Source organism: Prolixibacter denitrificans, from assembly GCF_003014495.1.
Taxonomy (GTDB): Bacteria; Bacteroidota; Bacteroidia; order Bacteroidales; family Prolixibacteraceae; genus Prolixibacter; species Prolixibacter denitrificans.
In genome coordinates, this window is the sequence record NZ_PYGC01000001.1 from 347990 (window position 1) to 371422 (window position 23433).

A 23433-nucleotide genomic window follows, 5' to 3' on the forward strand; every position below is an offset into this window, starting at 1 on the left:
AAAGCGAATACTGGTGGAGTCTTCCGGCTCAAGTTACCAGCATAATTATTTTTTCGTGAAAGAGATAGTTTTCAGAATTGCACTGACCGAATATTCCGGTATTGATGAATTACCGGTTACCGAAAAAGAACTTTTGCAAAAAGCTCGTGAAGCAGCTAAAGACGCCTATTCACCGTATTCCGGCTTTAAAGTAGGTGCTGCTGTTTTGTTAGAAAACGGACAAACCATAACCGGAAATAACCAGGAGAATGCAGCCTATCCATCTGGTTTGTGTGCTGAACGGACTGCCCTGTTCTATGCCAGTGCTCAATATCCCAACGTTCCTGTGGCCATGATAGCCGTTTCAGCGCTAAAGCAAGAGCTTTTGGTTCACAACACGGTAAAACCTTGCGGAAGTTGCCGGCAGGTAATGGCAGAGTTCGAAGACCGGTTTGAAAAACCGATACGGATTGTCCTTGACGGAGAAGACAGGATTGAAGTGTTAGACGGCATTGATAATCTTTTGCCGTTGCGGTTTAAAAAAGATGCGTTGGATTAATCGCTACAACTTCATTTGAGCAAAATGATCCCAAACAGCGTCGCGAGGAGTAGGCGCTGTTATCGAAATGTTTTCCTGGCTCACCGGATGGATGAACTCAATACTCCGGGCATGTAGGTGAATGCCTGCATCTTTATTCGACCGGGGAAAACCATATTTCAAATCACCTTTGATGTGCAAACCAACAGCCGCTAATTGTGCCCTAATTTGGTGGTGACGCCCCGTGTGTAGTTCTATTTCCAGCAAATGATACCGATCGGAAGAAGCTAGATAGCGATAGGTTAGTGAAGCAACTTTGCCATTAGCCCGACGACCGCTGTAAGCCACTGATTTGTTCTTTTCCGGATACCGAACCAACCAATGCTCCAATGTATCCTCATCTTTAGCCGGGCGATTATCTACTACGGCCCAGTAGGTTTTTCGGATTTCACCCCTATTGCTGAAAAGTTTATTCAGACGACTCAATGCTTTAGAGGTTCGGGCAAACAGTACGATCCCACTGGTAGGCCGGTCGAGACGGTGCGTCACGCCCAGGAAAACATTGCCGGGCTTTCTGTATTTCTTCTTCAGATAAGCCTTGACCTCATCCCCTAACGTCGCATCGCCGGTTTTGTCACCCTGTACGATATCTCCACAGCGCTTATTAACGGCAATAATGTGATTATCCTCGTATAAAACCTCCATATCTGAATATTCTGAAAACTAGCAAAGAAAACAAAGGTCAATGAACTGTTCACCGACCTTTGCTCTGGTTATTGAATCAATATTGTTCTTTGTCGTTCGGGAAATCCTGTGATTTCACATCTTGAATATAATTCCCCACGGCACCTTTAATTTCTGTCGCCAGGTTGTGGTAACGTCGCAAAAAGCGGGGAGAAAATTCCTGCGTAATTCCCAACATATCGTGAATAACGAGCACCTGTCCGTCAACGCCGCCACCTGCTCCAATTCCGATGACCGGAATTTTCAGCTCCTTCGCAACACGCTCACCTAAAGCGGCCGGTATCTTTTCAAGCACGATGGCAAAGCAACCTGCTTCCTCCAGCAGACGAGCATCTTCAATCAGCTTTTCAGCTTCCGCATCCTGCTTGGCCCGAACGGTGTACGTACCGTATTTATGAATCGATTGCGGCATCAATCCCAAATGTCCCATCACCGGGATACCTGCAGACAGAATACGTTCCACCGATTGAATTACTTCTTTACCACCTTCCATCTTCACCGCGTCGGCATGCGTTTCTTTCATGATGCGAATGGAAGAAATCAGCGCCTCCTTCGAATCTCCCTGGTACGTTCCGAAAGGTAAATCAACAACAACTAAAGCCCGGTTAACTGCCTTCACCACAGATTTACCATGATAAATCATCTGATCGAGTGTAATGGGCAGCGTTGTTTCATTTCCGGCCATCACATTCGAGGCTGAATCACCCACCAGTATCACGTCGATTCCGGCTTCATCCACCAATCTGGCCATACTGTAATCGTACGCGGTAAGCATCGAAATCTTCTCACCCCGCAGCTTCATTTCCGATAAAACGTGGGTCGTTACCCGTTTTACTTCTTTATGTACTGACATGATCACTCAAGATTGATTTGTAGCCTACAAAATTACCAAAAACCAATGGTATGATTGTCTTTCTAAATGGAATTATCCTCAAATCGTATTTACATCAAAAGAAAAAGGGACGCTTCCGATAAACGAAAAGTCCCTTTCATATCACATATCAGCGGATAAATTATACCCGGAGGAAAATTCTTTTCTTATACAGATAGTACAGCAACAACCATTCGAAAGCAATGCCGCCAATCGTGAGAATGACCATTCCAAAATCGCCGGCCGGATTGGCTAACCAGCCCAGGAAAAATTTCGAAATGTTCGCCAGACTCTTTCCAAAAATCCTAACGAACATGTATATCGTTATGGAGTTCAAGCCAATCACCTGGAAGAACAAAATCCATCCCTGCCATTTTTTTACATCAATGATGTAATAGAATAACGACAACAAAAGAAAACTAACACCAGCTGTCAGCAAGTCAAACGGGACAGTCCACATCGCTTTGATGATGGGATAAAAGGTAGAAAGCGCCAATGCCACAATTACCAATGCAGCGCCGCTGATGACAAGAAAACCAGCTTTTCGGGCACTGGCAGCTTTGCCATCGCGCAGGATGGCTCCGGCTAATGAGCCCATGAGGGTTACAGCCGTTGCCGAAACAATACACAAAAGCCCCTCAGGATCGAACGTGCCACCATATAGTTTTCCCGGTAGGAAATGCTGATCAATCCATGAATTGACACTACCGACTTTGGTCATTTCGCCGGCACCAAATCCGGGCACCGGAACCGCCAGCTGAAGCAAAGCGATGCCCAGCAAAATACCGCCAAGCCAGATCAGCCGGGTACGAACTTGTTTGGTGTTCATGACAATGAGTGCGGCGAAGAAGTAGGCCAGACCAATCTGCCCCAATACACTGGCATACCGCAAATCGCTAAACCCATTTTCGAAGGCGCCATTATAAAGCAATCCGAAAATGACAAGTGTCAGCATGCGCTTTGTTATCTTGTTCACTAATTCTCTTTTGGGAGTTCCTTTTTCCAGCTTGCCGGTGATGGCATAAGGAATCGCCACACCTGAAATAAACATGAACAGAGGAAAGATGAGATCGTAAAAATGGAAACCGGCCCAGGGAACATGTTCCATTTGTTCGGCAATCACATTCAGCCAGCCCCATTCGGTGGCTTTCGCCAGAAAGACGACCAGTGTTCCGCCGCCGGTAATCCACAACATATCAAATCCGCGTAAAGTATCCAGCGACACCAGACGCTCGTTAATCCGGTTAGGATTGTGTTCAGCATTCATAAGAGTTGGATTTAGTTTGCAGGCAGAAATTTAACGATAATGTTTAGATGAACAAATTAACTCATTGCATTTCAGTTCATCGAAATACCTGTCTCTTCCGGATTAACTGGAAAACTTCCGGCTCTGACACCAGTCCTTCTCTGTCGTTTTGTCACGAAAGATGACAGCCTTCCTTCAGTAAATACTACTAGCGGTGTCAATTTTTCACAAAAAATGGCCGAAAACGGATTGGCACAACGATTGATTAATACTGGGCGAAATTGAAAAAGAAATCAACGAACGTATAAATTAAAATACTTTATCAGCAATGGGAAAAATTATTGGAATTGACTTAGGAACAACAAACTCCTGCGTCTCGGTAATGGAAGGAAATGAGCCGGTCGTTATCCCGAACAGCGAAGGGAAAAGGACCACACCATCCATTGTAGCTTTTGTTGAAAATGGTGAACGTAAAGTTGGTGATCCTGCCAAACGTCAGGCTATTACCAATCCTCATAAAACTGTATTCTCCATCAAACGCTTCATGGGAGAAACATTCGACCAGGTTCAAAAAGAAGTTAATCGTGTTTCCTACGAAGTAATTAAAGGAGATAACAATACTCCGCGTGTAAAAATCGACGACCGGATGTATTCTCCTCAGGAAATTTCGGCCATGGTTCTTCAGAAAATGAAAAAAACCGCTGAGGATTACCTGGGACAGGAAGTGACAGAAGCGGTAATTACCGTACCTGCATATTTTAACGACTCACAGCGTCAGGCAACCAAAGAGGCTGGTGAAATTTCCGGTTTGAAAGTTCGTCGTATCATCAACGAGCCGACTGCCGCTTCACTGGCATATGGTCTTGACAAGCGTGACAAAGACATGAAAATCGCCGTATTCGACCTCGGTGGTGGTACTTTCGATATTTCGGTACTCGAACTGGGCGACGGCGTGTTTGAAGTAAAATCAACCGACGGTGATACCCACTTGGGTGGTGACGATTTCGACCAGGTAATTATCGACTGGTTGGCTGACAGCTTTAAAGAAGAAGAAGGTGTTGACTTGCGTCAAGACCCCATGGCTCTTCAGCGTTTGAAAGAAGCTGCTGAGAAAGCCAAAATCGAGTTGTCAAGCTCAACTTCTACCGAAATCAACCTGCCGTACATCATGCCGGTGAACGGTATTCCGAAACACTTGGTGAAAACCCTGTCACGCGCACAGTTTGAAAGCCTGGCTGATTCGCTAATTACAGCAACACTCGAGCCTTGCCGTCGTGCGATGAAAAATGCAGGCGTTTCTGCCGCTGACATTGACGAGGTTATTTTGGTAGGTGGTTCAACCCGTATTCCTGCTGTGCAGGAAAAAGTAAAAGAACTGTTTGGCAAAGCTCCTTCGAAAGGTGTGAACCCTGATGAGGTTGTGGCCATTGGCGCTGCTATCCAGGGTGGTGTACTGACCGGAGAAGTGAAAGACGTGCTGTTGCTCGACGTAACTCCGCTGTCACTTGGTATCGAAACCATGGGTGGCGTGATGACCAAATTGATTGAGGCCAACACCACCATTCCTACCAAAAAAACGGAAACGTTTACGACGGCAGCCGACAATCAACCGTCAGTTGAAATTCACGTATTGCAGGGTGAACGTCCGATGGCGGGAGGAAACAAATCCATTGGCCGTTTCCACCTCGACGGACTGCCGCCAGCACCACGCGGTGTACCACAGATTGAGGTAACTTTTGATATCGACGCCAACGGTATTTTGCACGTAATGGCAAAAGACAAAGCTACAGGCAAAGAGCAGTCGATTCGCATCGAGGCCTCATCTGGTTTGAGCGATGACGAAATCAAACGGATGAAGCAGGAAGCTGAAGCAAACGCTGAAGCCGACAAGCAGGCCCGCGAGAAAATCGATAAGCTGAACCAGGCTGACAGTCTGATTTTCCAGACTGAAAAGCAGATGAAAGAGTTCGGTGACAAATTGCCGGCTGACAAAAAGGCTCCGATTGAAGAAGCATTGAACAAACTGAAAGAAGCACACAAAAACCAGGATTTGGCAGCTATCGATACGGCTACTGCCGAGTTGAACCAGGTTTTCCAGGCTGCTTCACAGGAAATGTACAATGCAACCAATGCTGAAGCCAACGCTCAGGGTAACCCGCAAGGCGGACAAACCGGTGGTCAACAGGCCGGAGGTCAGCAAAAAGGTGGTGACGATGACGAAGTAACGGATGTAGATTTCGAGGAAGTCAAATAAGCACCCAATATATATTATTCCACATTCATGCCCGTTCCCGACACAGGGGGCGGGCATTTTTTGTGTGCCATATGTCTATTTTTGCTATGTTTGCTTCTATCTGATAAATCATCCCGGCACTCTTTGGCTTAACAGCGAACCATGCAACAAACCCACGATATCCGACCATCAAAGCTTCTCATCATGGAAGGAATGCTGATGTCGTTGGCATTTGTCCTGCCGTTTTCCGAGGCGCTGGTCAGCATCATCACTGTTTTGATTTTTGCATTCTCCTGGCTCATCATTTCGCCTAAAGAAAAATACCAAAGCTTTCGCAAAACCCCGCTGCCACTTTTTCCGGCCGGCATTTTCATTCTTTACTTACTGTGGACGACAGGAACTCATCATCCGGCCAATGCCATCGACGAAATCCGACGCAATGTTTTCTGGCTTCTCATTCCGGTAGCCGTTGCCTATCTTCCTTTAAGCCGAAAACAAATTGACCGCATTCTGTATGCGCTGGCTTTGGGCGTCATCATCAGTTCGCTAGTCGCTTTGATACGATGGCAATTCAGCGAAAGCATAGGAATTACAGACATACGGGATACAACGCTTAATCCGCATATCGGTCATTCGCTGTTGGTTAACTTTTCCTTGTTCTTTCTGCTACTGGAAATTTTCCGTTACCGGGAAGACAGTTGGAATATGCGTCAGATTTCACAACTTGCCGGTGTCCTGTTTTTATTGATTTTCGATTTCTGGCTGCATTCATTGCTCGGATTACTGACACTTTTTGCAACATTCATTGCCCTTTCTTTTTTCACCTACCGGGAAATTCCCAAAAGGTTGCGAAAGTACGTTTGGGCTGGAGCCGTCGTACTCATCATTATTCCGTTGGCACTAATCGGTCGGGAACTATACAGGCAGTTTCACACTTCCATGCCACAACCAGCTCAGGTGGCCAAATTCACCTCTAACGGGAATCCGTATCAAAACGACTTCAGCAAAACCTTACGGGAAAACGGTCACTTCATTTACCTCAGTATTTGTCTTCCGGAATTACAAAAGGAATGGAACAAACGTAGTTCCCTGAAATTTTCAGATAAAGATGCCAATGGCTTTCCCGTGAAAAGTACCTTGATTCGTTACCTGACTTCCAAAGGACTGACAAAAGATTCTGCTGGTGTTGCTCAACTGAGTAATGATGACATTCGAGCCATCCGGGAAGGCTTTGCCAACTGCCGCTACGTCCCAGAACGAATGAACCTTTCGGCACGGATTTACCAAACCATCTGGGAGCTGGATGCCTACCGTTCCAACGGAAATCCGAACAATAAATCGCTGGTACAACGCTGGGCTTATACTCGCGCCGCCTTGTCTATTATCGCAGAGCATCCGTTTGTGGGAGTCGGTACCGGCAACGAAAAGGCCGCTTTCAACGAAATGCTTTCGCGGCAAAATCCGAAACTGCGACCGGCTAATTTCAGTCATGCCCACAATCAATACCTGAATTACCTGGTAACATTCGGAATCGTGGGATTCGCTATCCTGATGTTTCTGTTGATCTACCCGCTGTTTCGTGTTGGAAAATTATCGGTTCTCACAGTCCTTTTCCTTCTAACCATCGGCATTGCGAACCTGGGAGACGACAATTTACAAACCCACACCATACGTACCTTTTTTGCTCTTTTTTATACCCTGCTTGTTTTCGGTTTTGCCAATAGTGCGAAAGAACCGGCAGGCAATTTTGTCTCAAACAACAATCATCAATGAAACTGAAAATCCTTGTCATTCAGCAAAAGCGAATCGGAGACGTTCTCCTGGGAACAGTTATTTGCAATCAACTTCGAAAGATGTATCCCGAAGCGCAAATCGATTACATGGTTTATGCGTTTACCCGCGAGATGGCGGAAAACAATCCCAATATCGATAACATCGTCGTTTTTAATGATTCCGACCGGAAAGTCGGCAATTTGCTGAAGTTCGCCTGGAAAATCAGAAAAGCCAAATACGATATTGTCATCGACGCATATACCAAGATGGACAGCTGGGTGACCACTCGTTTGTCGGGAGCGAAAAAGCGGATTTCGTACAAGAAATTCGGACGTGGACTTTACTACAATATTCTGGTCGATAAGCACAGCCGACCTGCTTCTATTGCCGGACCTGTCATCGAGGAGCGTTTGGCACTATTGGAACCGCTGAAAAAAGAAGGCATCGAGTACGACCCGTATCCGCGCCTTTACCTAACTGATGAAGAGAAAGCTGAAGGCAAACAACTGCTCGAGGAGGCCGGGGTGGATTTGGAGAAGGAGATAATTGTGGCCGGCATCTACGGAAGCGTGGAGAACAAAACTTATCCCGAAGATTACATGCTGGCGGTCATCAAACATTTGATGGAGAATTATTCTGCGCAAATCATCCTCAATTACTTCCCAAATCAAAAGGATGCTGCCCGGGCTTTCGCCGAAAAGCTGGGCCATCCCGAACTTGTCTTTTCCGGTTTAACCGGGAAAAGCCTGCGTGAACTGGCCAAGATCGTTACACATGCCGATGCCTATATCGGGAACGACTGCGGCCATACCAACCTGGCAAAAGCGCTTGAAATTCCAACGTTCACCATCTTCTCTCCTTTCATCGCCCGCGAAAGCTGGGGAATTTTCGACGACGGGAAAAAGAATCTTTCTGTCCATCTGAACGATTTCAAGCCGGAATTAATACAGGGAAAACCCTATAAACTGCTGAAACAAGAATCATCGGGCCTTTATCGCGATTTCCTTCCGGAAATGGTTATCGGCAAGCTTGACACGTACCTGCAAGGTCTTAATATTTCTTAATTGATTTACCGGTAAACAGAAAAGTCTGTTTGTAAAACAATTCTTTAACTACTTTTGTGGCGGAAAATTTCTACAAGATGAAAAAAATAACTCTGCTTGCACTGTTTGTGGGACTGCTGATTATGGCAGGATGTGCCCCGAAAACACAGAAATATGTATACAACGAAGGCACCGTTTACACCACGCTTTATCACTTTATCTATTCGAGTCCTAACGGAAAAGATTTTAAGGACTCAATAGAATTAAAGATGAACGAATTCGGAAACTCGCTTTCCACCTTTATTCCTACTTCCACCATTTCACGTATCAACAAGAATGACTCGACAGTGAAAGTGGATCCTTACTTCCGGAAATGTTTCCTGAAAGCTGAAGAGGTTTCTAAAAAAACCAATGGTGCTTTCGATATGACTGTTGCCCCGTTGGTCAATGCTTGGGGATTTGGTTTTACCAAGAAAGACAGCATCTCCCCTGGGTTGATTGACAGCCTGATGAAAACTGTCGGGTACCAAAAAGTGAAGTTGGTTGGCGATAAAATTGTTAAGGAAAATCCGAATACGATGCTTGACGCCAGTGCCATTTCCAAAGGAGAAGCGGTTGATATGGTTTGCGATTATCTGGCTTCGCATGGTTGCAAAAACTACATGGTAGAAATCGGCGGAGAAGTTCGGGCATATGGTGTCAATGCCAAAGGAGAAACCTGGCGTATCGGGATTAATAAGCCAAATAACAAGGGGTTATACGACGATAACGACCTGGAGGACGTTATTCACCTCAACGACAAAGCGCTGGCTACTTCTGGTAATTACCGGAATTTTTATGTGAAAGATGGCAAACGATACGCGCATACCATCGATCCTCACACGGGTTATCCGGTTCAGCATAGCCTGCTTAGTTCAAGCGTGCTCGCCAATAACTGCATGACTGCTGATGCTTATGCCACCGCCTTCATGGTATTGGGCGTTGAAAAAGCAAAAAAAATTGTGGAAAACGACCCGAATCTGGAAGCGTATTTCATTTATGCAGGGGACAACAACATGAATATGGTTTGGTATTCCAAGGGTTTTAAAAACCTCATTATAAAATAACGATCGAATTTAGTTCGAAAAAAGAAATCCCGCAGCGTCAAGGTCGTTGCGGGATTTTTTATGCCATCAGTTTTTCAGAACCTTTGTTACCATAGGCGGCTGATTTTGCTGCCAGACTTTCAGCAGGTAAATTCCTCTGGAAAGTTTCGGAAGAGATATACTGAATTGGTCTTGTTCATCAGCTCCCGGTGTTCGTTCGCCTCGGTACACCATCTGCCCTTGCGAAGACCACAGCTCAATCTGCATGGGGCTCCTGCTGACTGTTTCAACCGAAAGGTGAATTTTATCGGAAAAAGGATTGGGATAGGTATGAATTCCGGAAACCGCCAACGATGGTTTGTCTTCTATTCCTGTTTCCAGTAACCACTGTGTATCCATCCAGTTGAGACGATCCTGCAACCAGTCCTTTAAATAATTGATTTCAGCAACGTACGACGAACCAACAAATGCATTGGGCCAAACATACTGTCCAATGACCGGCCAACGTTTAAAGTTACGATCGATAGCAGCTCCCAGCATTTCTACCTGCTCATCGATGTAGTTGCTGAGCGAGTCGTTGTTAAACGAGCTGTTTCGTAATTCTGTCCAGCGGTCAAATAACGCTTTTCGGTAAGGCTCATCCTGCATCAACCGGAACCACCAGTGCATACAATTGGGCTCATCCGGTCCGAAATGCGTATATACCCATTGATCGGTTGCCAGAAAATCCGGTGCGTAATCGACATTGCCGAACGCCAGATTGAAATCCCACAGCGGGCCGGCAAATAGCTTCCCACCGTTCGAGTCTTTCTTCTTGTAAAAATAAGTGCTATACCGATAAGCATCTACGTTATTTCCCAGCTCCGACATGATTTGAATATCGATGAACGAGGTAATGTCGATGTATTTCGGATAGCCGTTCACGGGGTCCGCAAACTGACTGCCGTTGAGCATATTCTCGAACCCAGTGATAAAATCCTGAATGTAACCTCTCTGCTCGGTAACAATATCTTCTGCCTTTGGGTAGTAATAGGAAAACGCATACCGCCGGGCATTCATAAACGTAGTTTGCGGATACGAATAAAAGTAATCATTCGCAGTGAGTCCATCCAGTTTGTCGACCCGGACAATGTATCCTCCGGTCAAATCGTCGCCCGAAATTTCTTCTTCTTTCAGTTTATTGATGTCAACCCGGTTTTTATCACGCTTGATTTTTTCGATCAACAAATAAACGCCGTTGTAATTGCCGTTCAGATAAACTTCGCAAAAGCGGAACCGCGGTTGCCATTGCCCCAACTTTGCCCCGAAATAATAGGTCAGTGCATTTCGTAACATCGTTTTGTCGCTGTAGGGAGCGTACAAAACCCAATCGCTCTCCTCCGGCATTCCCAACAACGTCACCGTCGAATCTTCACCAGCTTCATTACGGACTTCGACGGAATATGATTTTTTCGGAAACATCTGGGACGATTGTCCGCGAATTTCAATACCAATATCTCCATTATAGTCCGTCGGCTCATCGTAAATGGTATTCTTAGCTCCGTCCCCGTTGTCGATAACCTGCATCTTTGCCATGATTTTGGGCTCATCAGGAATCGTTTGTCCTTCTGTACTTATCATGATCAAAGGGAGATAGGAAAACTCTTCAGCGGGTTCGGTAAACCAGGATGGAACCGGACGATAATCATTACTTGTGTCAGTAATGCCCAAACTCAACCAGGTCGAAGACGATAAATCACTTGATGTAGCGTTGGCATTATGTACCTGCAACGCCAGAATATTCCGTCCGTTTAGAAGATATAGTTTTAGGCTGTCACGATGAATCAGGAATGAAGGCGGAACACCTCCCTGTGGAATCTGCGCTTCATAAGCGTACGAATCAGCAAATTGATCATGTGCCGGACGAATTCCGGGCGTACCAATATTGGCCCGCGCAATTTCGTGGCCATTCAAGTATGCGACAAAGCCATCATCGAAATCAACATGTAAAACAGCCCGGCCAACAGCCGCCGAATCGACAATATCAAACTCGGTCCGCATGTAAACCGATGTACACGAAGGAATCACTGTCCCGTCATCGTTATCGCCGTAACCAATACCTCCGGGGCCTTGCTCCCACGTCGAATCATCGAAGTTCAAATCGGCCCAGCTAAGCGGCGGTTCGGAAGTGCCAATGAAATAGTGCCATGTATCATCGTCGTAAACAACCGATTCCCAATGGTCAACATCCTGTGCCGACAACCGGTTGGTTACAGCCACAAGCAAAAAAATAACAGCTAACGCGAAAGGGACACGAATGGAAAGCATGATTGGTTAATTGTTTGGTTTAGATTAGTTCTGAAATCAAGGTAAAAATAACAAAATCTCAAAATCTTAGCTCCGGAAAGTTTCTTGTTCCCGACATACAGAAGACCTTTGATAAATATAACCGAAATTACTTTTCCTTTTGGTCAGAATTCCCTGTTCTAAATAGTGGGTACCACTTGACTTCTTATCTGTTTCGCCTTATTTTTAATAACAATAACATTCCCCTCCCCGGAGTTCACCATTCACCAGTGAAACGGAATACCTATGAAGTATTTTTACCTTGTTGTCCTGCTTTTTTCTGCCCATACTATTTTAGCCAGCTCGTTACCACGACCGGTTGAATTGTCCGACCCAATTTTGGTAAAAGACTGGCAAAACGGAAGAGCGGTGAACGTTACCCTGGAAATCGATACACTTTCTCCGACTCATTTTTTCCTGGAGATTGCCAAAATCGATGGCCAACTATTGCGTCAGGTGCGTTTTTACGGAGCCGGAGAAAAGGTTTCTCTCGACAATCTTTCTCACAAGCTGAATAAGAAGAAAGTGATAGAAGACGGAATTTTCAAACAATGGTACCCCAATGGCAACCTCTACTCGACGGAGACATTTCAAATGGGGGTTCCGACCGGAGTCAAAATAGTCTACCATTCTAACGGAGAAAAAGAATTCTATTGCGTTTACGATCCACCGGGGTTCATCTCCGAGCTTCATTCATATACCCGGACAGGCAAAGAGGTAAATGTGAATAAATACCTCGATAACAAAATTTATAGCAAAGTAGACCGGGAACCCCAATTCCCGAAAGGTGAAACAGCACTACGTCTGTACATCAACCAACATATCAACTACCCCGAAGAAGCTTTGAAAAAGGGGATCGTCGGCGAAGTGGTCGTTGCGTTTGTGGTCGACGAAAACGGACGAATTATCGACCCGGAGGTTGAAAAATCTCCCAGTCAGCTTCTTTCACAGGAAGCAATTCGTATGGTCAGCCACATGCCACGATGGCAGCCGGGGTTCCTGGCAGGTTATCCCGTTAAATCGCGAAAGACTGTTTCTATTATGTTCCGGGCTTTCTAACCTTCCCCAACCACAATTTCATTGGCATCTCTAACTTGTTAGATTTCTCTCTTAGTATTCATTGTTCATGCCGAACAAAAAAAGCAATGAACCGTAAGGAAGCACTGTCTGTTCAAACACTGAACAAATAAAAACCAGAAGATAATGCAGAACAGACAGATTATATTAAAATCAAGGCCTGTCGGACGGCCAACCGGAGATAATTTTGAGTTAAAAGAAATCGAAGTTCCAACTCCCGCAGAAGGAGAGATTTTGGTTAAGTCCCTCTACATTTCAGTCGATCCATATATGCGTGGCCGAATGAGCGACGCCAAGTCGTATGTCGAACCGTTCAAGGTAGGAGAACCGATTAACGGCGGTGCCGTAGCTGAAGTGGTAGAAAGTCGTCATGCTGGGTTTTCCAAAGGAGACGTCGTTGTTGGACGCCCGCTGGCCTGGCAGGAGTTGCAGGTTGTCCCGGCCGAAACAGTTAACAAGATTGACAAAAATGCTGCACCGCTGAGTTACTATTTGGGAATCCTGGGCATGACAGGAATGACCGCTTATTTCGGTTTACTCGATATTGGCAAACCCCAAAAAGGTGAAACTGTTGTGGTGTCAGGTGCGGCCGGAGCAGTTGGAACTGCCGTGGGACAAATTGCTCAAATTCAGGGTTGCCGTGTGGTCGGAATCGCCGGAAGCGATGAAAAACTTCGTTACCTGAAAGACGAACTCCATTTTGATGAGGTTATCAATTACCATGAAGAGAAGGAGATGGAAAAAGCAATCGCTGATGCATGTCCCGACGGAGTTGATGTTTACTTCGACAATGTGGGGGGCGAAATTTCCGATGCAGTGATGGCGAACATCAACAAATTTGCACGCATTCCTATCTGCGGACAGATCTCACTCTACAATGCCACTAGTGTTCCGACCGGGCCTCGCATACAACCCATTATTCTCAAGAAAAGCGCGTTGATGCAAGGATTTATCATCAGCAACTACCTTGACCGTTTCCCGGAAGGAATAACCCAGCTCACCGAATGGGTGAAAGAAGGAAAACTAAAACATCGCGAAACCGTTGTCAAAGGATTTGAGAAATTGCCGGAAGCTTTCATCGGACTATTCGACGGAGTGAATACCGGAAAATTAATTGTCGAAACAAAATAAACGCCCCAAGATACAAGAATATGAACCCTAAATATGCTTCCCTTTGGGAACCGTTCCGTTTACCGGTTTCCGGAATTGATTTGAAAAACCGAATCATGATGGCCCCCATGACCACCTGGTCAGGTAACCCCGACGGCACCGTTTCGGACGCCGAAATTGAGTACTATAAAAAACGCTCGGGCGGTGCTGGCGTAGTCGCTACTGCCTGTGCTTACGTCATGCCGGAAGGCAAGGCATTTTCAGGCCAAATCGGGGTCCATTCCGATGACATGCTCCCCAGTCTGACGCGAATAGCCCAAACCATCCAGAAGGAAGGTGCCAAAGCAATTCTGCAAATTCATCACGGAGGAAGAATGTGCCCTCCCGGTGAAGTACCGGAGGGTCAGCCTGTCAGTGCGAGCGCTGTTGCAGCTGAACGTGAAGGAGCCGCCGTTCCGCGGGCTATGACCGAAGAAGAAATTCTGGCCGCCATCAAAGCTTATGGGAATGCCACGCGACTGGCGATTCTCGCTGGCTTCGACGGGGTGGAAATTCATGGAGCCAACACGTATCTAATTCAGCAGTTCTTTTCACCGCACTCTAATCGCCGGACCGACGAATGGGGCGGTACACTGGAAAAACGGATGAAATTTCCGCTGGCGGTGGTCGACGATGTTTTGAAAAATGTCAAGCAATACGCTACATCTCCTTTCGCGGTTGGTTACAGGCTTTCGCCCGAAGAGATGGAAGAACCGGGAATTACCATCGAAGATACATTTCAACTGGTGGATGCCTTGGCTGAAAAGCCGATAGACTACCTGCATATTTCGACGCTCGATTTCTGGGGTGGTTCCATGCGTGATGAATCAGATAAACGCTCGCGCACCACGTTAATACAGGAATGCGTTGGCAACAAAATTCCGGTTATCGGAGTAGGTTCTCTTCACACTCCCGACGACGTACTGAAAGTCGTAGAAGAAGGGAATGTACCACTGGTTGCATTGGGACGTGAGTTACTAATGGAACCGGAATGGGTGCAGAAAGCTCAGAATGGTTCGACAGACAAAATCCGAACGACGCTTTCCGTTCACGATCAGGATGAACTGGTGATTCCGGATAACCTGTGGCACGGTTTAATAACCCGTAAAGGCTGGTTGCCGGTTGTAGACAACGAATAACAACGAATGGAGGGAGAACGAGTGTTTTCCCTCTTTTTATTTCTTGTAGTTCACCGAGCGCAGACTCAACCATGTTCCCCGAAAGGGCACCAGGAAATAATAAGCCAACAAGCGACGATACAAATGTGTGTACTGATTTAACCGCCGAACGAAGAAAAACGGAAGTCCGAAAATGGCGGGTACTAATTTTCCCAGAAGGACACCTGTCATGACCACGAAATGCAGACCGGCAGCAGATAAACCGCGGTAGTGCCGCGAGAGATAAACGTGCCTGGAAATAATGACTTCCGATTTGGTTAGCGCCGTAACCCTCGGATTGATGCGCGTGGCTCCTCCGTGGTTGTGAATAATAGAAACGCGGTTATGCAACGCCACTTTTCCTCCGGCATCGGTTGCTCGTTTGCACAAGTCGACATCTTCGTAGTACAACCAGTAATCATCATTCCAGCCGCCCAACTCTTCAAACTGCTGCTTCGAAATCATCACCACCGAACCGGAAACCCAGTCAGGATAAATAATCTTCTTTTCAGACGAAAAACGCGCTGCCAACTCGTTTTTTTTCACTTTCCGGTAGACCGCACGCAATATTCCGCTTAGCGTGAATAACGTGGGGAAAAATCCAAAAGGGCGTTCTTCGCGACCGTTGCTGTTTTTCTGTCCGCAAGAAAGAATAGTTATTGGAGCCTCGCGCCGAATAGTTGCCAGCAATTCCTTTACTGCTTCTTCTGACGCAACTGTGTCGGGATTCAGAAAGAGGAAATACTCACCGGTTGAAACTTTGGCTCCCAGGTTGCATCCGCTGGAAAAACCGTTGTTACCACTATTCAGATGAAAACGGAACTCCGGAAATCGTTGTTGAAAAGCCTCCAACTTGCCATCATTCGAGCAGTTATCGACCACATTCACCTCGAAAGAGAATTCCTCTCCACTAAAGTTTTTCAGGGCTTCCAAACAATTCGCCAAATGTTTCCACCCCCGGTAATTGACTATAATTATGGATAAATCAACCAAAGCACAACAGTTTGTTTGCGTCACGAAAATATAAATTTAACTCATTGAAGTTGGCAAGAATCTCACTTATTGACTTTTTCATGTATAAAAAACACTCAACTACTCTACATTCAGAAAGCTGACAATCTGTCCTTTGCCCTCAAATTTCAATTTATTATCCCCGGAAATGAGAGCGAATTATGGATTCTTTGTTTAAATTACGCCGTATTTTGTATCGAAGAGAAAGATGTATCGCAACCTTATTGCGTTATTGACCGTAGGCATTTTACTCACTGTATTGGGTATTGATACCAGTTGGGGTAATGAAAATCACGCGGTTCGTCCGGAAACAAGTTCGCATTCCGGAACAATCTCTCACATCCTCTCACCATCCATTATTTTTGAAAGCGGTGTTACTGATTTTCCCGGAACGGAAAGTCAATCACTGCCGGTAATGGTTCGCCTTGCCGGGAACACCAAATCGACTTTTAACTTTCAAATTTTCCCGAATGCACTCCGCCAGCCTTTCATCACCCGGAAAAGGCCGATATACATCATGGTGAGGTGCCTTCGAAATTAGCGTAATCACGTCATACGAATGAAAAAAAAGTCCCGGAGATGACCTTCCGGGAAGAACATTGATGTATCGTTAATTGAAAAAATAAAGAGATGGAAAAACAAGAAGTACAACAGGACAACAGTGCAGAAAACGGCAAAAAGCATTTCAATAAAGACATCTTTTTGATGGTGGCTGTTATTGCCGGACTCATCATTGTTCTGGTAGTCATCAAACATTTGATGGGACTCCAGTAAAAACTCCGGTTTTTGATTAAAACATAAAAAAGGCGCCAATACAAACCGGCGCCTTTCTCTTTTATAATAACTCTTTCAGTTATCTTTTCTCGTAGGGAGCATGCTCTGGTTTTCCTTTGTAATCTTTTAGTTTGTTATTTACCCATTCAATGGCCCGATCGAGCTGCGGATCGTCTCCTTTCGCTTCTTTTGTCAGGTTTTCTTTCACCACAATATCCGGGTCTACACCATGACCTTCCTTAAACCAGGAACCATCCGGATTGTACATACGGAAAGTAGGTATAGTCACATAACCGCCGTCAATCAATTCGGGGGCACCGGTAATTCCAATCAAACCGCCCCATGTACGGGTACCGATAAGCGGGCCTAATCCTGCTTTACGGAAGAAGTCGGGGAATGCATCACCTCCGGAACCACTCCAGCCATTAATCAGCATGACTTTCGGACCGAAATTGGCTTTGGGTGGCCACGACCAGTCTTTTCCATCACGAACCGCAAAGTAAGCCAGATTCTTCCTGTTAAGTAATTCGATGAAGCGATCCGGAATTTGTCCGCCACTGTTGAAGCGCTCATCGATAATCAGCCCCTCTTTATTCCACTGAGCCATATATTGACGAACCAGATCATTCTGACCGTCGATTCCGGTACTGCGAACATAAATGTATCCAACTTTTCCATCGGTGGCTTTATCTACTTTTTCGCGTTTGGCTTCTATCCAGGCAAGGTTGCGTAACCGGCTCTCACTGCTTAGTGTCTTCACAACAATTTTACGAGCCGTTTGCATATCCGGTTTGCTGTTCACCATCAACTCGACAGTTTTGTCTGCCAAGCCCTGAAATGCTTCATAGGGCTCTTTATCGGTGGTAATAGGACGTCCATTCACACTCAGAATATAATCGCCTGCGTGCACTCTCAAATCAGGAGCCGAAAGCGGAGAACGAACTTCCGAATCCCATGGAGCTCCGTCAATGATTTTCTTGATGCGGTAATATTTGCCATCTGCTTCCCAATTAACGCCCAGGTAACCGGTATTGGTCTTCTTCGCGTTAGCCAGGTCACCACCACCACGGTAGGTATGCGACGAACTCAACTCACCGATTAATTCGCCCAGCACATAATTCACATCCCAACGGGTAACGGCATCATCGAGTAACTTGCCGTACTTCACTTTCTGGGCATTCCAGTCAACACCGTGCATGTGCTTATCGTAGAAGAAATCACGTTCGAAACGCCATACGTCATTAAATATTTGTCGCCATTCGGCACGAGGATTTACTGTCATGACCATTTCATCCAATGGCAAGGCTTTTTCGAGCTTTTGTTCGGGCTCAGGCTTAATGATATACAGATTATCTCCCTTCCGCACTAACATCTTTTTGCCGTTGGCCGACAAACGGTAACCATCGGCATCTTCAACTACGGTTTTTTCTTCCCGTTTTTTCAGATCGTAATATTTCACCGGATGTTCTGTCTCCTTGCCGGCATCAACTTCTGTCTGGTAGAAGATTTTTCCGTCTTTAGCACTCAACCCACTATAATCGTTGGCATCCGGAGGAAGAATTGCCAGTCGTTCTTCGAAATTATCGAAATCGATACTGACCGATTTGACCTCTTTGCCGGCATCTTCCTTCTTGTCATTCTCTTCATCATCGCCGTTTTCCTTTTTCGATAAATCGACCACATCGTTGCGTGGAGCTACCGCAGAAGGAATATCTTTTCGCAACGGAATAGCAGCAATTTCTGTTGTTTTCGGATAGATAAACGTATTATCCAAATCGCTGTACTGCGGCTTAAATGAACGGCCCGTGAACAGGAACAGGTATTTTCCGTCAGCACCAAACACCGGATTATGGTCGTCATAATGACCACTAGTCACCTGGTGTTTAATTTTATTCTGGGTATCATAAATGAAGATAGCATCGTTGCGGTTGTCCAGTCCTCTGTCGTAAGTCAGCCAACGACTATCGGGCGACCAGCTGCATGAAAAGCTTTGCAGTGCTCCCTGGTACATCCAAAGTCCTTTGTCAACTGAAACCACCTTGTTGGATGGGATATCGAAATAAGAAATATTCATTGCCTGATCGATGAAAGCAATTTTCTTGCTATCAGGTGACCAGTACAAGTGATAGCGATATCCGGAAGTAAAGTCTGTTACCTTCTTCGCCTCACCGGTCTCCACGTTCTTCAGCATCAAATTGTATTCGCCCGAAGCGTCGCTCCAGTATGCAATGGTCTTTCCATCGGGTGACCAGGCACCAAAGCGCTCTGCCGAACCGGAAGATTGTGTTAAATCGGAAACCACGCCATGCTCGGCCGGAACCGAAAACAGATCACCGCGAGCCATGACCAGCGCCCGGTTTCCATCGGGTGCGATATCAGCCGACTGCATCAGGTCTTTCACTTTCTCCTGCTTCGGCATTACTTCCAATTCATCCGTTACGACCTTAACATTCACTTCATGGTATTGGTCGTCTTTCAGATCCATCAGGTAAAGATTGCCATCCGCTTCGAATACGATATCGTCAGGTCCCAGAGACGGAAAATGGACATCGTAATCGGTGAAGTGAGTCAACTGAGTCGATTTGTCAGTGGCAATGTCATACACCCAGATGTTGTATCGTTCTGCTTCGCCGCGGTCCGACAGGTAGTAAACCTTGTTACCGTGCCACATCGGAAATTCATCGCTGCCATCATCGCGGGTAATGTTTTTCGAACTGAAGTCCTTCAAATCGAAAATATAGATATCCGGAGCCCAGCCACCACGATACCGCTTCCAGGTACGGAAAACCCGCGACTTATAGTTCAATGCGAGCTTCGTGCCATCGGGAGAATAGGAAGCAAAATCGCCGTAAGGCAACGGCAATTTCGTTGCTTCGCCACCGGTGGCTGCAATCGTGTACAGCTGGTTAAAGCGTTGTCTTCCGCTTTCGCGGGAAGATGCAAACAGGACACTTTTCCCGTCGGGCGTCCACCCAACCGTTCTATCAGTGCCGCTGTCGAAAGTTAACCGCTTCGGGACTCCTCCCATTGTCGGAATTACATAAACATCTCGGTTGTCGTCATAACTTGCCGAATAAGCTATTTCGCTGCCATCGGGCGAGAATTTAGCGAACAACTCTTCTCCTTTGGGGGAACTCAACCGGTGAGCAACGCCGCCTTCTTTAGCAACGACCCATAAGTCGCCAGCATAGGAGAAAACGATGTTCTTTGCAGAGACATCGGGAAACCGAAACATTCGCGCATTTACCTGCGCGTTGGAATAAAACACCGTGCTGCAAAGCATTAGCACCGTGCCAATAAACGTGAACAATCTCATATTTTTACTATTTGGGTTATTAGACAATGGTAGTCGTAAATCATTACAGATCTCATGTAACCGATGCATACGAAATGGTGGGAATCATAGCATCACACTCTATCCCAAACAACAAAACGCCTTTCCGGTTTTCCTCTCGAATCAAATATGCATGTAAAACATTTCTTTTTTAAGACAAAACCTTCGTTTTCCTTATTCCGGTTACCGATTCACTTCTCAGAGCCGGATATATTCAGTCAAATCGGATGTCAGAATCCGAAAAAGCTCATCCATCTGGTCGCTCCTGGTTTGGCCAAAAACAAATCCAAATAATGGATAGCTTTTGTAATCCACTCTTCTCAGTTCAAGCGGATTTTCAAAGTTCTTCAGCAACCTTTCATAATCGAAAGACCGAATATCTGCGCCTTCTTTGCCGGTACTGTTATCGAGAACCACAACACTGAAAACCTCACCATCTTTTTCCGCCAGCAGCTGATCCCAATCCGGCTCTTTCTTTGAAAGGAAATAATCGTAAATATTAAAACCATGTGCATGCCAGGCCAAATCGGGTGTGGTGCACCATCCGCCAAAACGCATCGGGTTTACCTCAATCGGAACGATGCGGCCATTGTTGTCAATCCGAACTTCGACGTGCGCTGCAAAATTCTGAACACCGGCAATCATCCCCATCTCTTTCAGAAAATGCTTCATCGGCTCCAGATTCGATGATATAACCTCTTTTGAGGTGATGTAAACCCGGTCACTCATATCCTTATCCGATGAAAAAAGGTGCTTCATAATATTCAGAATAACCGGTTCTCCTTCGGCGTTATAGTAGCAATCGATGGCATACTCGGTTCCTTCGATGCTTGCTTCAGCGATGAATTCCGTCGAATCGAATACCTCCTTCGGATAAAGATCCTGAACAAGCTTTACCTCTTCAGTTATCTTTTCAACAATGCCGGGCCACTCATCCGTTTTATCGACTTTATAAACTCCCATGCTGAAAAAACCCACCGCGGGTTTAATGATGAATGGGAAAGAAAAGCCGGAAACATCAGTTTTAGCCAATTCCCCGAAAGGGATACTTTGAAAAAAGTAATCGGGAAACAGGGGACGAAGTAATTCGCGAAATCGAACTTTATTTTTGAAAAGATTAATCCTGCCTGGTAAACTGGTAAAGGAAAGATGTTCCTCAATCCAATGTATCGAATTTTCGGAATTGGTATAAATCAGTTGCTCCGGATTTCGCTTCATCCGTTGAACGGCCTCTTCTACTGAAATGGTAGGTTGTTCTTCCTCAGCGAAGACTCCTGCTGAAAAAGAATTACGAATTACGGGTATCCGGTACTCTTTAATGGTTTGTTTGAGAAAATCTGAAACGTAAGGTCCTTCTAATAAAATCATTATCAATTCTGATTTAGTAATAGCATGCAACTTCAAATTACTGAAAAACGAATGTACTCTTTTCCTTAGAGAATTAATGTGCTAAATATTACGAAAGCAGAAATTATCAAATACCCCCGGACTCTTGTCAATAGGCTATTTTCACGAAAAATAAAAGAGAATTATACACCATACATTATTTTAGATTGATTCCAATCTCTGAAAATCAAATTCGGACACCCAAGTCTTTATATTTCTGAAAAATACGCTTTCAGTAAGCCTGATTTATAAAGGGATACAAAAGCTTATCAAACCGAACGAAATTTCAGTATATATAGCTTTGTCTATATATGCTTCTAAACATTTGGATGTTTTAGTATTTATACATCTTGATGTAAGTATAAGTTTGTATTTTTCAGCACTCTGAACCACAAAATCATTTAAATATGAAAAATCGTCTATCAAAAAGTCTTTTATTAGGACTTGTTTTTTTGCTGGGAAGCGGAGCGGCATTTGCCACGGATGGTTATTTTAGCCCTGGATATGGAACCATCAGTAGCGGCTTTGCCGGCGCTGGAACAGCATTTTACGAAACATCATTAATTGGAGGTAACCCTGCTGGGAACGTATTTAACTCAAGTGAATTGAGTTTTGGTATTGGTTTGTTTAATCCGAACCGTCAATATACCATCACTGGTAGTCCTTCAGGCTATCAGGGTACTTTTGGTCTTACTCCGGGTACCGTAAAAAGTGATTCGAAGCTTTTTATTATGCCGAACATCGGTAAAAACTGGAAGCTGAATGAAAACAACGCTTTAACGCTGTCGATTTACGGAAACGGTGGTATGAACACTAACTACCCGACACAAACATTCTACGACCAGTCTGCAGACCATACAGGCGTCAATCTGATGCAGATGTATGTGGATTTGGCTTACTCATTCAAACTGGGAGAAAAACACAGCTTGGGTATTTCTGCTTTGTTGGGAGCCCAATCTTTCGAAGCTAAAGGTTTGGCTTCTTTCGCCCCTTTCTCAACAGATGCTACCAAACTGAGCGGAAACGGAACAGACTATTCGGCCGGCGTTGGTTTCAAAGTTGGTTATATGGGTGAGTTGTTCAACGGTTTCTGGTTGGGTGCCAAGTACCAGTCAAAAATCTACATGGGCGCATTCAAAGACTACGCAGGCTTGTTTGCAGAGCAGGGAAAATTCGAAATTCCTTCGAACTGGAGCGTAGGTGTTGCCTACCATCTCTGCAGTGACTTTACTGTATTGGCTGACGTAAAACAGATCAATTACACCAGCTCCAAATCAGTTTCCAATCCGATGATGACCGCTACCGGAATGAATCCACTGGGATCAGACAACGGTGCCGGCTTTGGCTGGAAAGATATGACCATCTACAAAGTTGGTTTCAATTACACAGGCATTGATACCTGGACTTTGCGTGCAGGTTATTCATACGGAAAACAACCGATTCCCGCCAGCGAAGTGATGTTCAACATCCTGGCCCCGGCTGTTAACGAAAGTCATATTGCACTTGGCTTTTCTAAGAAAATCAACGAAAAAGGTAATGCTCTGAATTTCGCCTTCAATTACGCATTGAATAACAAAGTTTCTGGTCCGAACCCAATGGAAGTTCCGGGTCAGCAGACAATCGAATTAGAGATGAATCAACTCTATTTCGAAATCGGTTTTACCTTTTAATGCCTACTTAACTACAGTAACAAACGCGGATTAGACAC

General features: G+C 45.4%; 18 protein-coding genes. 11 read left to right on the forward strand and 7 right to left on the reverse strand.

Going from position 1 to position 23433, the window contains the following annotated elements; genetic code table 11:
* Window positions 1-55: 55 nt before the first annotated feature.
* The gene (gene cdd / locus CLV93_RS01610; protein ID WP_211297718.1) at window positions 56-538 is read left to right on the forward strand and encodes a cytidine deaminase; all 483 of its coding nucleotides are present in this window, start codon (window positions 56-58) and stop codon (window positions 536-538) included.
* A gap of 3 nt (window positions 539-541) precedes the next feature.
* On the opposite strand, the gene CLV93_RS01615 is transcribed toward cdd, so the two are convergent.
* The 3 genes from CLV93_RS01615 to CLV93_RS01625 form a co-directional block, all read right to left on the reverse strand.
* Complete coding sequence (locus CLV93_RS01615; protein ID WP_106540422.1) at window positions 542-1222, reverse strand: RluA family pseudouridine synthase; 681 nt, start codon at window positions 1220-1222, stop codon at window positions 542-544.
* A gap of 76 nt (window positions 1223-1298) precedes the next feature.
* Window positions 1299-2114, reverse strand: coding sequence for a 3-methyl-2-oxobutanoate hydroxymethyltransferase (panB, locus tag CLV93_RS01620; RefSeq protein WP_106540423.1), 816 nt, complete (start codon window positions 2112-2114; stop codon window positions 1299-1301).
* A 160-nt stretch (window positions 2115-2274) separates the two neighbouring features.
* A complete protein-coding gene (locus CLV93_RS01625) occupies window positions 2275-3399 on the reverse strand; it encodes an acyltransferase family protein (protein ID WP_106540424.1) in 1125 nt (374 codons plus the stop codon).
* 307 nt (window positions 3400-3706) lie between these two features.
* Between CLV93_RS01625 and dnaK the strand changes: the two genes are divergently transcribed.
* The 4 genes from dnaK (at window position 3707) to CLV93_RS01645 (ending at window position 9533) form a co-directional block, all read left to right on the forward strand.
* On the forward strand, window positions 3707-5632 hold the full coding sequence (dnaK, locus tag CLV93_RS01630; protein WP_106540425.1) for a molecular chaperone DnaK: 1926 nt from the start codon (window positions 3707-3709) through the stop codon (window positions 5630-5632).
* 141 nt (window positions 5633-5773) lie between these two features.
* Complete coding sequence (locus CLV93_RS01635; protein ID WP_106540426.1) at window positions 5774-7384, forward strand: O-antigen ligase family protein; 1611 nt, start codon at window positions 5774-5776, stop codon at window positions 7382-7384.
* The gene (locus CLV93_RS01640) at window positions 7381-8448 is read left to right on the forward strand and encodes a glycosyltransferase family 9 protein (protein WP_106540427.1); all 1068 of its coding nucleotides are present in this window, start codon (window positions 7381-7383) and stop codon (window positions 8446-8448) included. Before CLV93_RS01635 ends, CLV93_RS01640 begins: the two co-directional genes overlap by 4 nt.
* A gap of 77 nt (window positions 8449-8525) precedes the next feature.
* On the forward strand, window positions 8526-9533 hold the full coding sequence (locus CLV93_RS01645; protein ID WP_106540428.1) for an FAD:protein FMN transferase: 1008 nt from the start codon (window positions 8526-8528) through the stop codon (window positions 9531-9533).
* A 66-nt stretch (window positions 9534-9599) separates the two neighbouring features.
* Here the strand turns inward: CLV93_RS01645 and CLV93_RS01650 are convergent, their stop codons facing one another.
* Window positions 9600-11819: a CotH kinase family protein gene (locus CLV93_RS01650; protein ID WP_106540429.1), complete on the reverse strand. Its 2220-nt coding sequence runs from the start codon at window positions 11817-11819 to the stop codon at window positions 9600-9602.
* Between the two features lie 264 nt (window positions 11820-12083).
* Between CLV93_RS01650 and CLV93_RS01655 the strand changes: the two genes are divergently transcribed.
* From CLV93_RS01655 to CLV93_RS01665, 3 genes are all read left to right on the forward strand, one after another.
* The gene (locus CLV93_RS01655) at window positions 12084-12896 is read left to right on the forward strand and encodes a TonB family protein (protein WP_106540430.1); all 813 of its coding nucleotides are present in this window, start codon (window positions 12084-12086) and stop codon (window positions 12894-12896) included.
* A 144-nt stretch (window positions 12897-13040) separates the two neighbouring features.
* Window positions 13041-14045, forward strand: coding sequence for an NADP-dependent oxidoreductase (locus tag CLV93_RS01660; protein WP_106540431.1), 1005 nt, complete (start codon window positions 13041-13043; stop codon window positions 14043-14045).
* 20 nt (window positions 14046-14065) lie between these two features.
* The gene (locus tag CLV93_RS01665; RefSeq protein ID WP_106540432.1) at window positions 14066-15202 is read left to right on the forward strand and encodes an NADH-dependent flavin oxidoreductase; all 1137 of its coding nucleotides are present in this window, start codon (window positions 14066-14068) and stop codon (window positions 15200-15202) included.
* Between the two features lie 36 nt (window positions 15203-15238).
* On the opposite strand, the gene CLV93_RS01670 is transcribed toward CLV93_RS01665, so the two are convergent.
* On the reverse strand, window positions 15239-16237 hold the full coding sequence (locus tag CLV93_RS01670; RefSeq protein ID WP_281351366.1) for a glycosyltransferase: 999 nt from the start codon (window positions 16235-16237) through the stop codon (window positions 15239-15241).
* Window positions 16238-16439: 202 nt separating this feature from the next.
* Between CLV93_RS01670 and CLV93_RS01675 the strand changes: the two genes are divergently transcribed.
* Both CLV93_RS01675 and CLV93_RS20185 read left to right on the forward strand, forming a co-directional pair.
* Complete coding sequence (locus CLV93_RS01675; protein WP_106540434.1) at window positions 16440-16772, forward strand: hypothetical protein; 333 nt, start codon at window positions 16440-16442, stop codon at window positions 16770-16772.
* An 89-nt stretch (window positions 16773-16861) separates the two neighbouring features.
* Complete coding sequence (locus CLV93_RS20185) at window positions 16862-17005, forward strand: hypothetical protein (protein WP_153637022.1); 144 nt, start codon at window positions 16862-16864, stop codon at window positions 17003-17005.
* A gap of 79 nt (window positions 17006-17084) precedes the next feature.
* Here the strand turns inward: CLV93_RS20185 and CLV93_RS01680 are convergent, their stop codons facing one another.
* Both CLV93_RS01680 and CLV93_RS01685 read right to left on the reverse strand, forming a co-directional pair.
* Window positions 17085-20321: a S41 family peptidase gene (locus tag CLV93_RS01680; RefSeq protein ID WP_106540435.1), complete on the reverse strand. Its 3237-nt coding sequence runs from the start codon at window positions 20319-20321 to the stop codon at window positions 17085-17087.
* Between the two features lie 216 nt (window positions 20322-20537).
* Complete coding sequence (locus CLV93_RS01685) at window positions 20538-21707, reverse strand: ATP-grasp domain-containing protein (RefSeq protein ID WP_106540436.1); 1170 nt, start codon at window positions 21705-21707, stop codon at window positions 20538-20540.
* Window positions 21708-22132: 425 nt separating this feature from the next.
* Between CLV93_RS01685 and CLV93_RS01690 the strand changes: the two genes are divergently transcribed.
* Complete coding sequence (locus tag CLV93_RS01690; RefSeq protein WP_106540437.1) at window positions 22133-23395, forward strand: OmpP1/FadL family transporter; 1263 nt, start codon at window positions 22133-22135, stop codon at window positions 23393-23395.
* Window positions 23396-23433 lie beyond the last annotated feature (38 nt).

Bases quoted from the DNA above. Each gene is read 5' to 3' on its own strand.
- CLV93_RS01615 (WP_106540422.1), bottom strand. From the start codon at position 1,222: ATGGAGGTTTTATACGAGGATAATCACATTATTGCCGTTAATAAGCGC.
- panB (WP_106540423.1), bottom strand. From the start codon at position 2,114: ATGTCAGTACATAAAGAAGTAAAACGGGTAACGACCCACGTTTTATCG.
- CLV93_RS01625 (WP_106540424.1), bottom strand. From the start codon at position 3,399: ATGAATGCTGAACACAATCCTAACCGGATTAACGAGCGTCTGGTGTCG.
- dnaK (WP_106540425.1), top strand. From the start codon at position 3,707: ATGGGAAAAATTATTGGAATTGACTTAGGAACAACAAACTCCTGCGTC.
- CLV93_RS01635 (WP_106540426.1), top strand. From the start codon at position 5,774: ATGCAACAAACCCACGATATCCGACCATCAAAGCTTCTCATCATGGAA.
- CLV93_RS01640 (WP_106540427.1), top strand. From the start codon at position 7,381: ATGAAACTGAAAATCCTTGTCATTCAGCAAAAGCGAATCGGAGACGTT.
- CLV93_RS01645 (WP_106540428.1), top strand. From the start codon at position 8,526: ATGAAAAAAATAACTCTGCTTGCACTGTTTGTGGGACTGCTGATTATG.
- CLV93_RS01650 (WP_106540429.1), bottom strand. From the start codon at position 11,819: ATGCTTTCCATTCGTGTCCCTTTCGCGTTAGCTGTTATTTTTTTGCTT.
- CLV93_RS01655 (WP_106540430.1), top strand. From the start codon at position 12,084: ATGAAGTATTTTTACCTTGTTGTCCTGCTTTTTTCTGCCCATACTATT.
- CLV93_RS01660 (WP_106540431.1), top strand. From the start codon at position 13,041: ATGCAGAACAGACAGATTATATTAAAATCAAGGCCTGTCGGACGGCCA.
- CLV93_RS01665 (WP_106540432.1), top strand. From the start codon at position 14,066: ATGAACCCTAAATATGCTTCCCTTTGGGAACCGTTCCGTTTACCGGTT.
- CLV93_RS01675 (WP_106540434.1), top strand. From the start codon at position 16,440: ATGTATCGCAACCTTATTGCGTTATTGACCGTAGGCATTTTACTCACT.
- CLV93_RS20185 (WP_153637022.1), top strand. From the start codon at position 16,862: ATGGAAAAACAAGAAGTACAACAGGACAACAGTGCAGAAAACGGCAAA.
- CLV93_RS01680 (WP_106540435.1), bottom strand. From the start codon at position 20,321: ATGAGATTGTTCACGTTTATTGGCACGGTGCTAATGCTTTGCAGCACG.
- CLV93_RS01685 (WP_106540436.1), bottom strand. From the start codon at position 21,707: ATGATTTTATTAGAAGGACCTTACGTTTCAGATTTTCTCAAACAAACC.
- CLV93_RS01690 (WP_106540437.1), top strand. From the start codon at position 22,133: ATGAAAAATCGTCTATCAAAAAGTCTTTTATTAGGACTTGTTTTTTTG.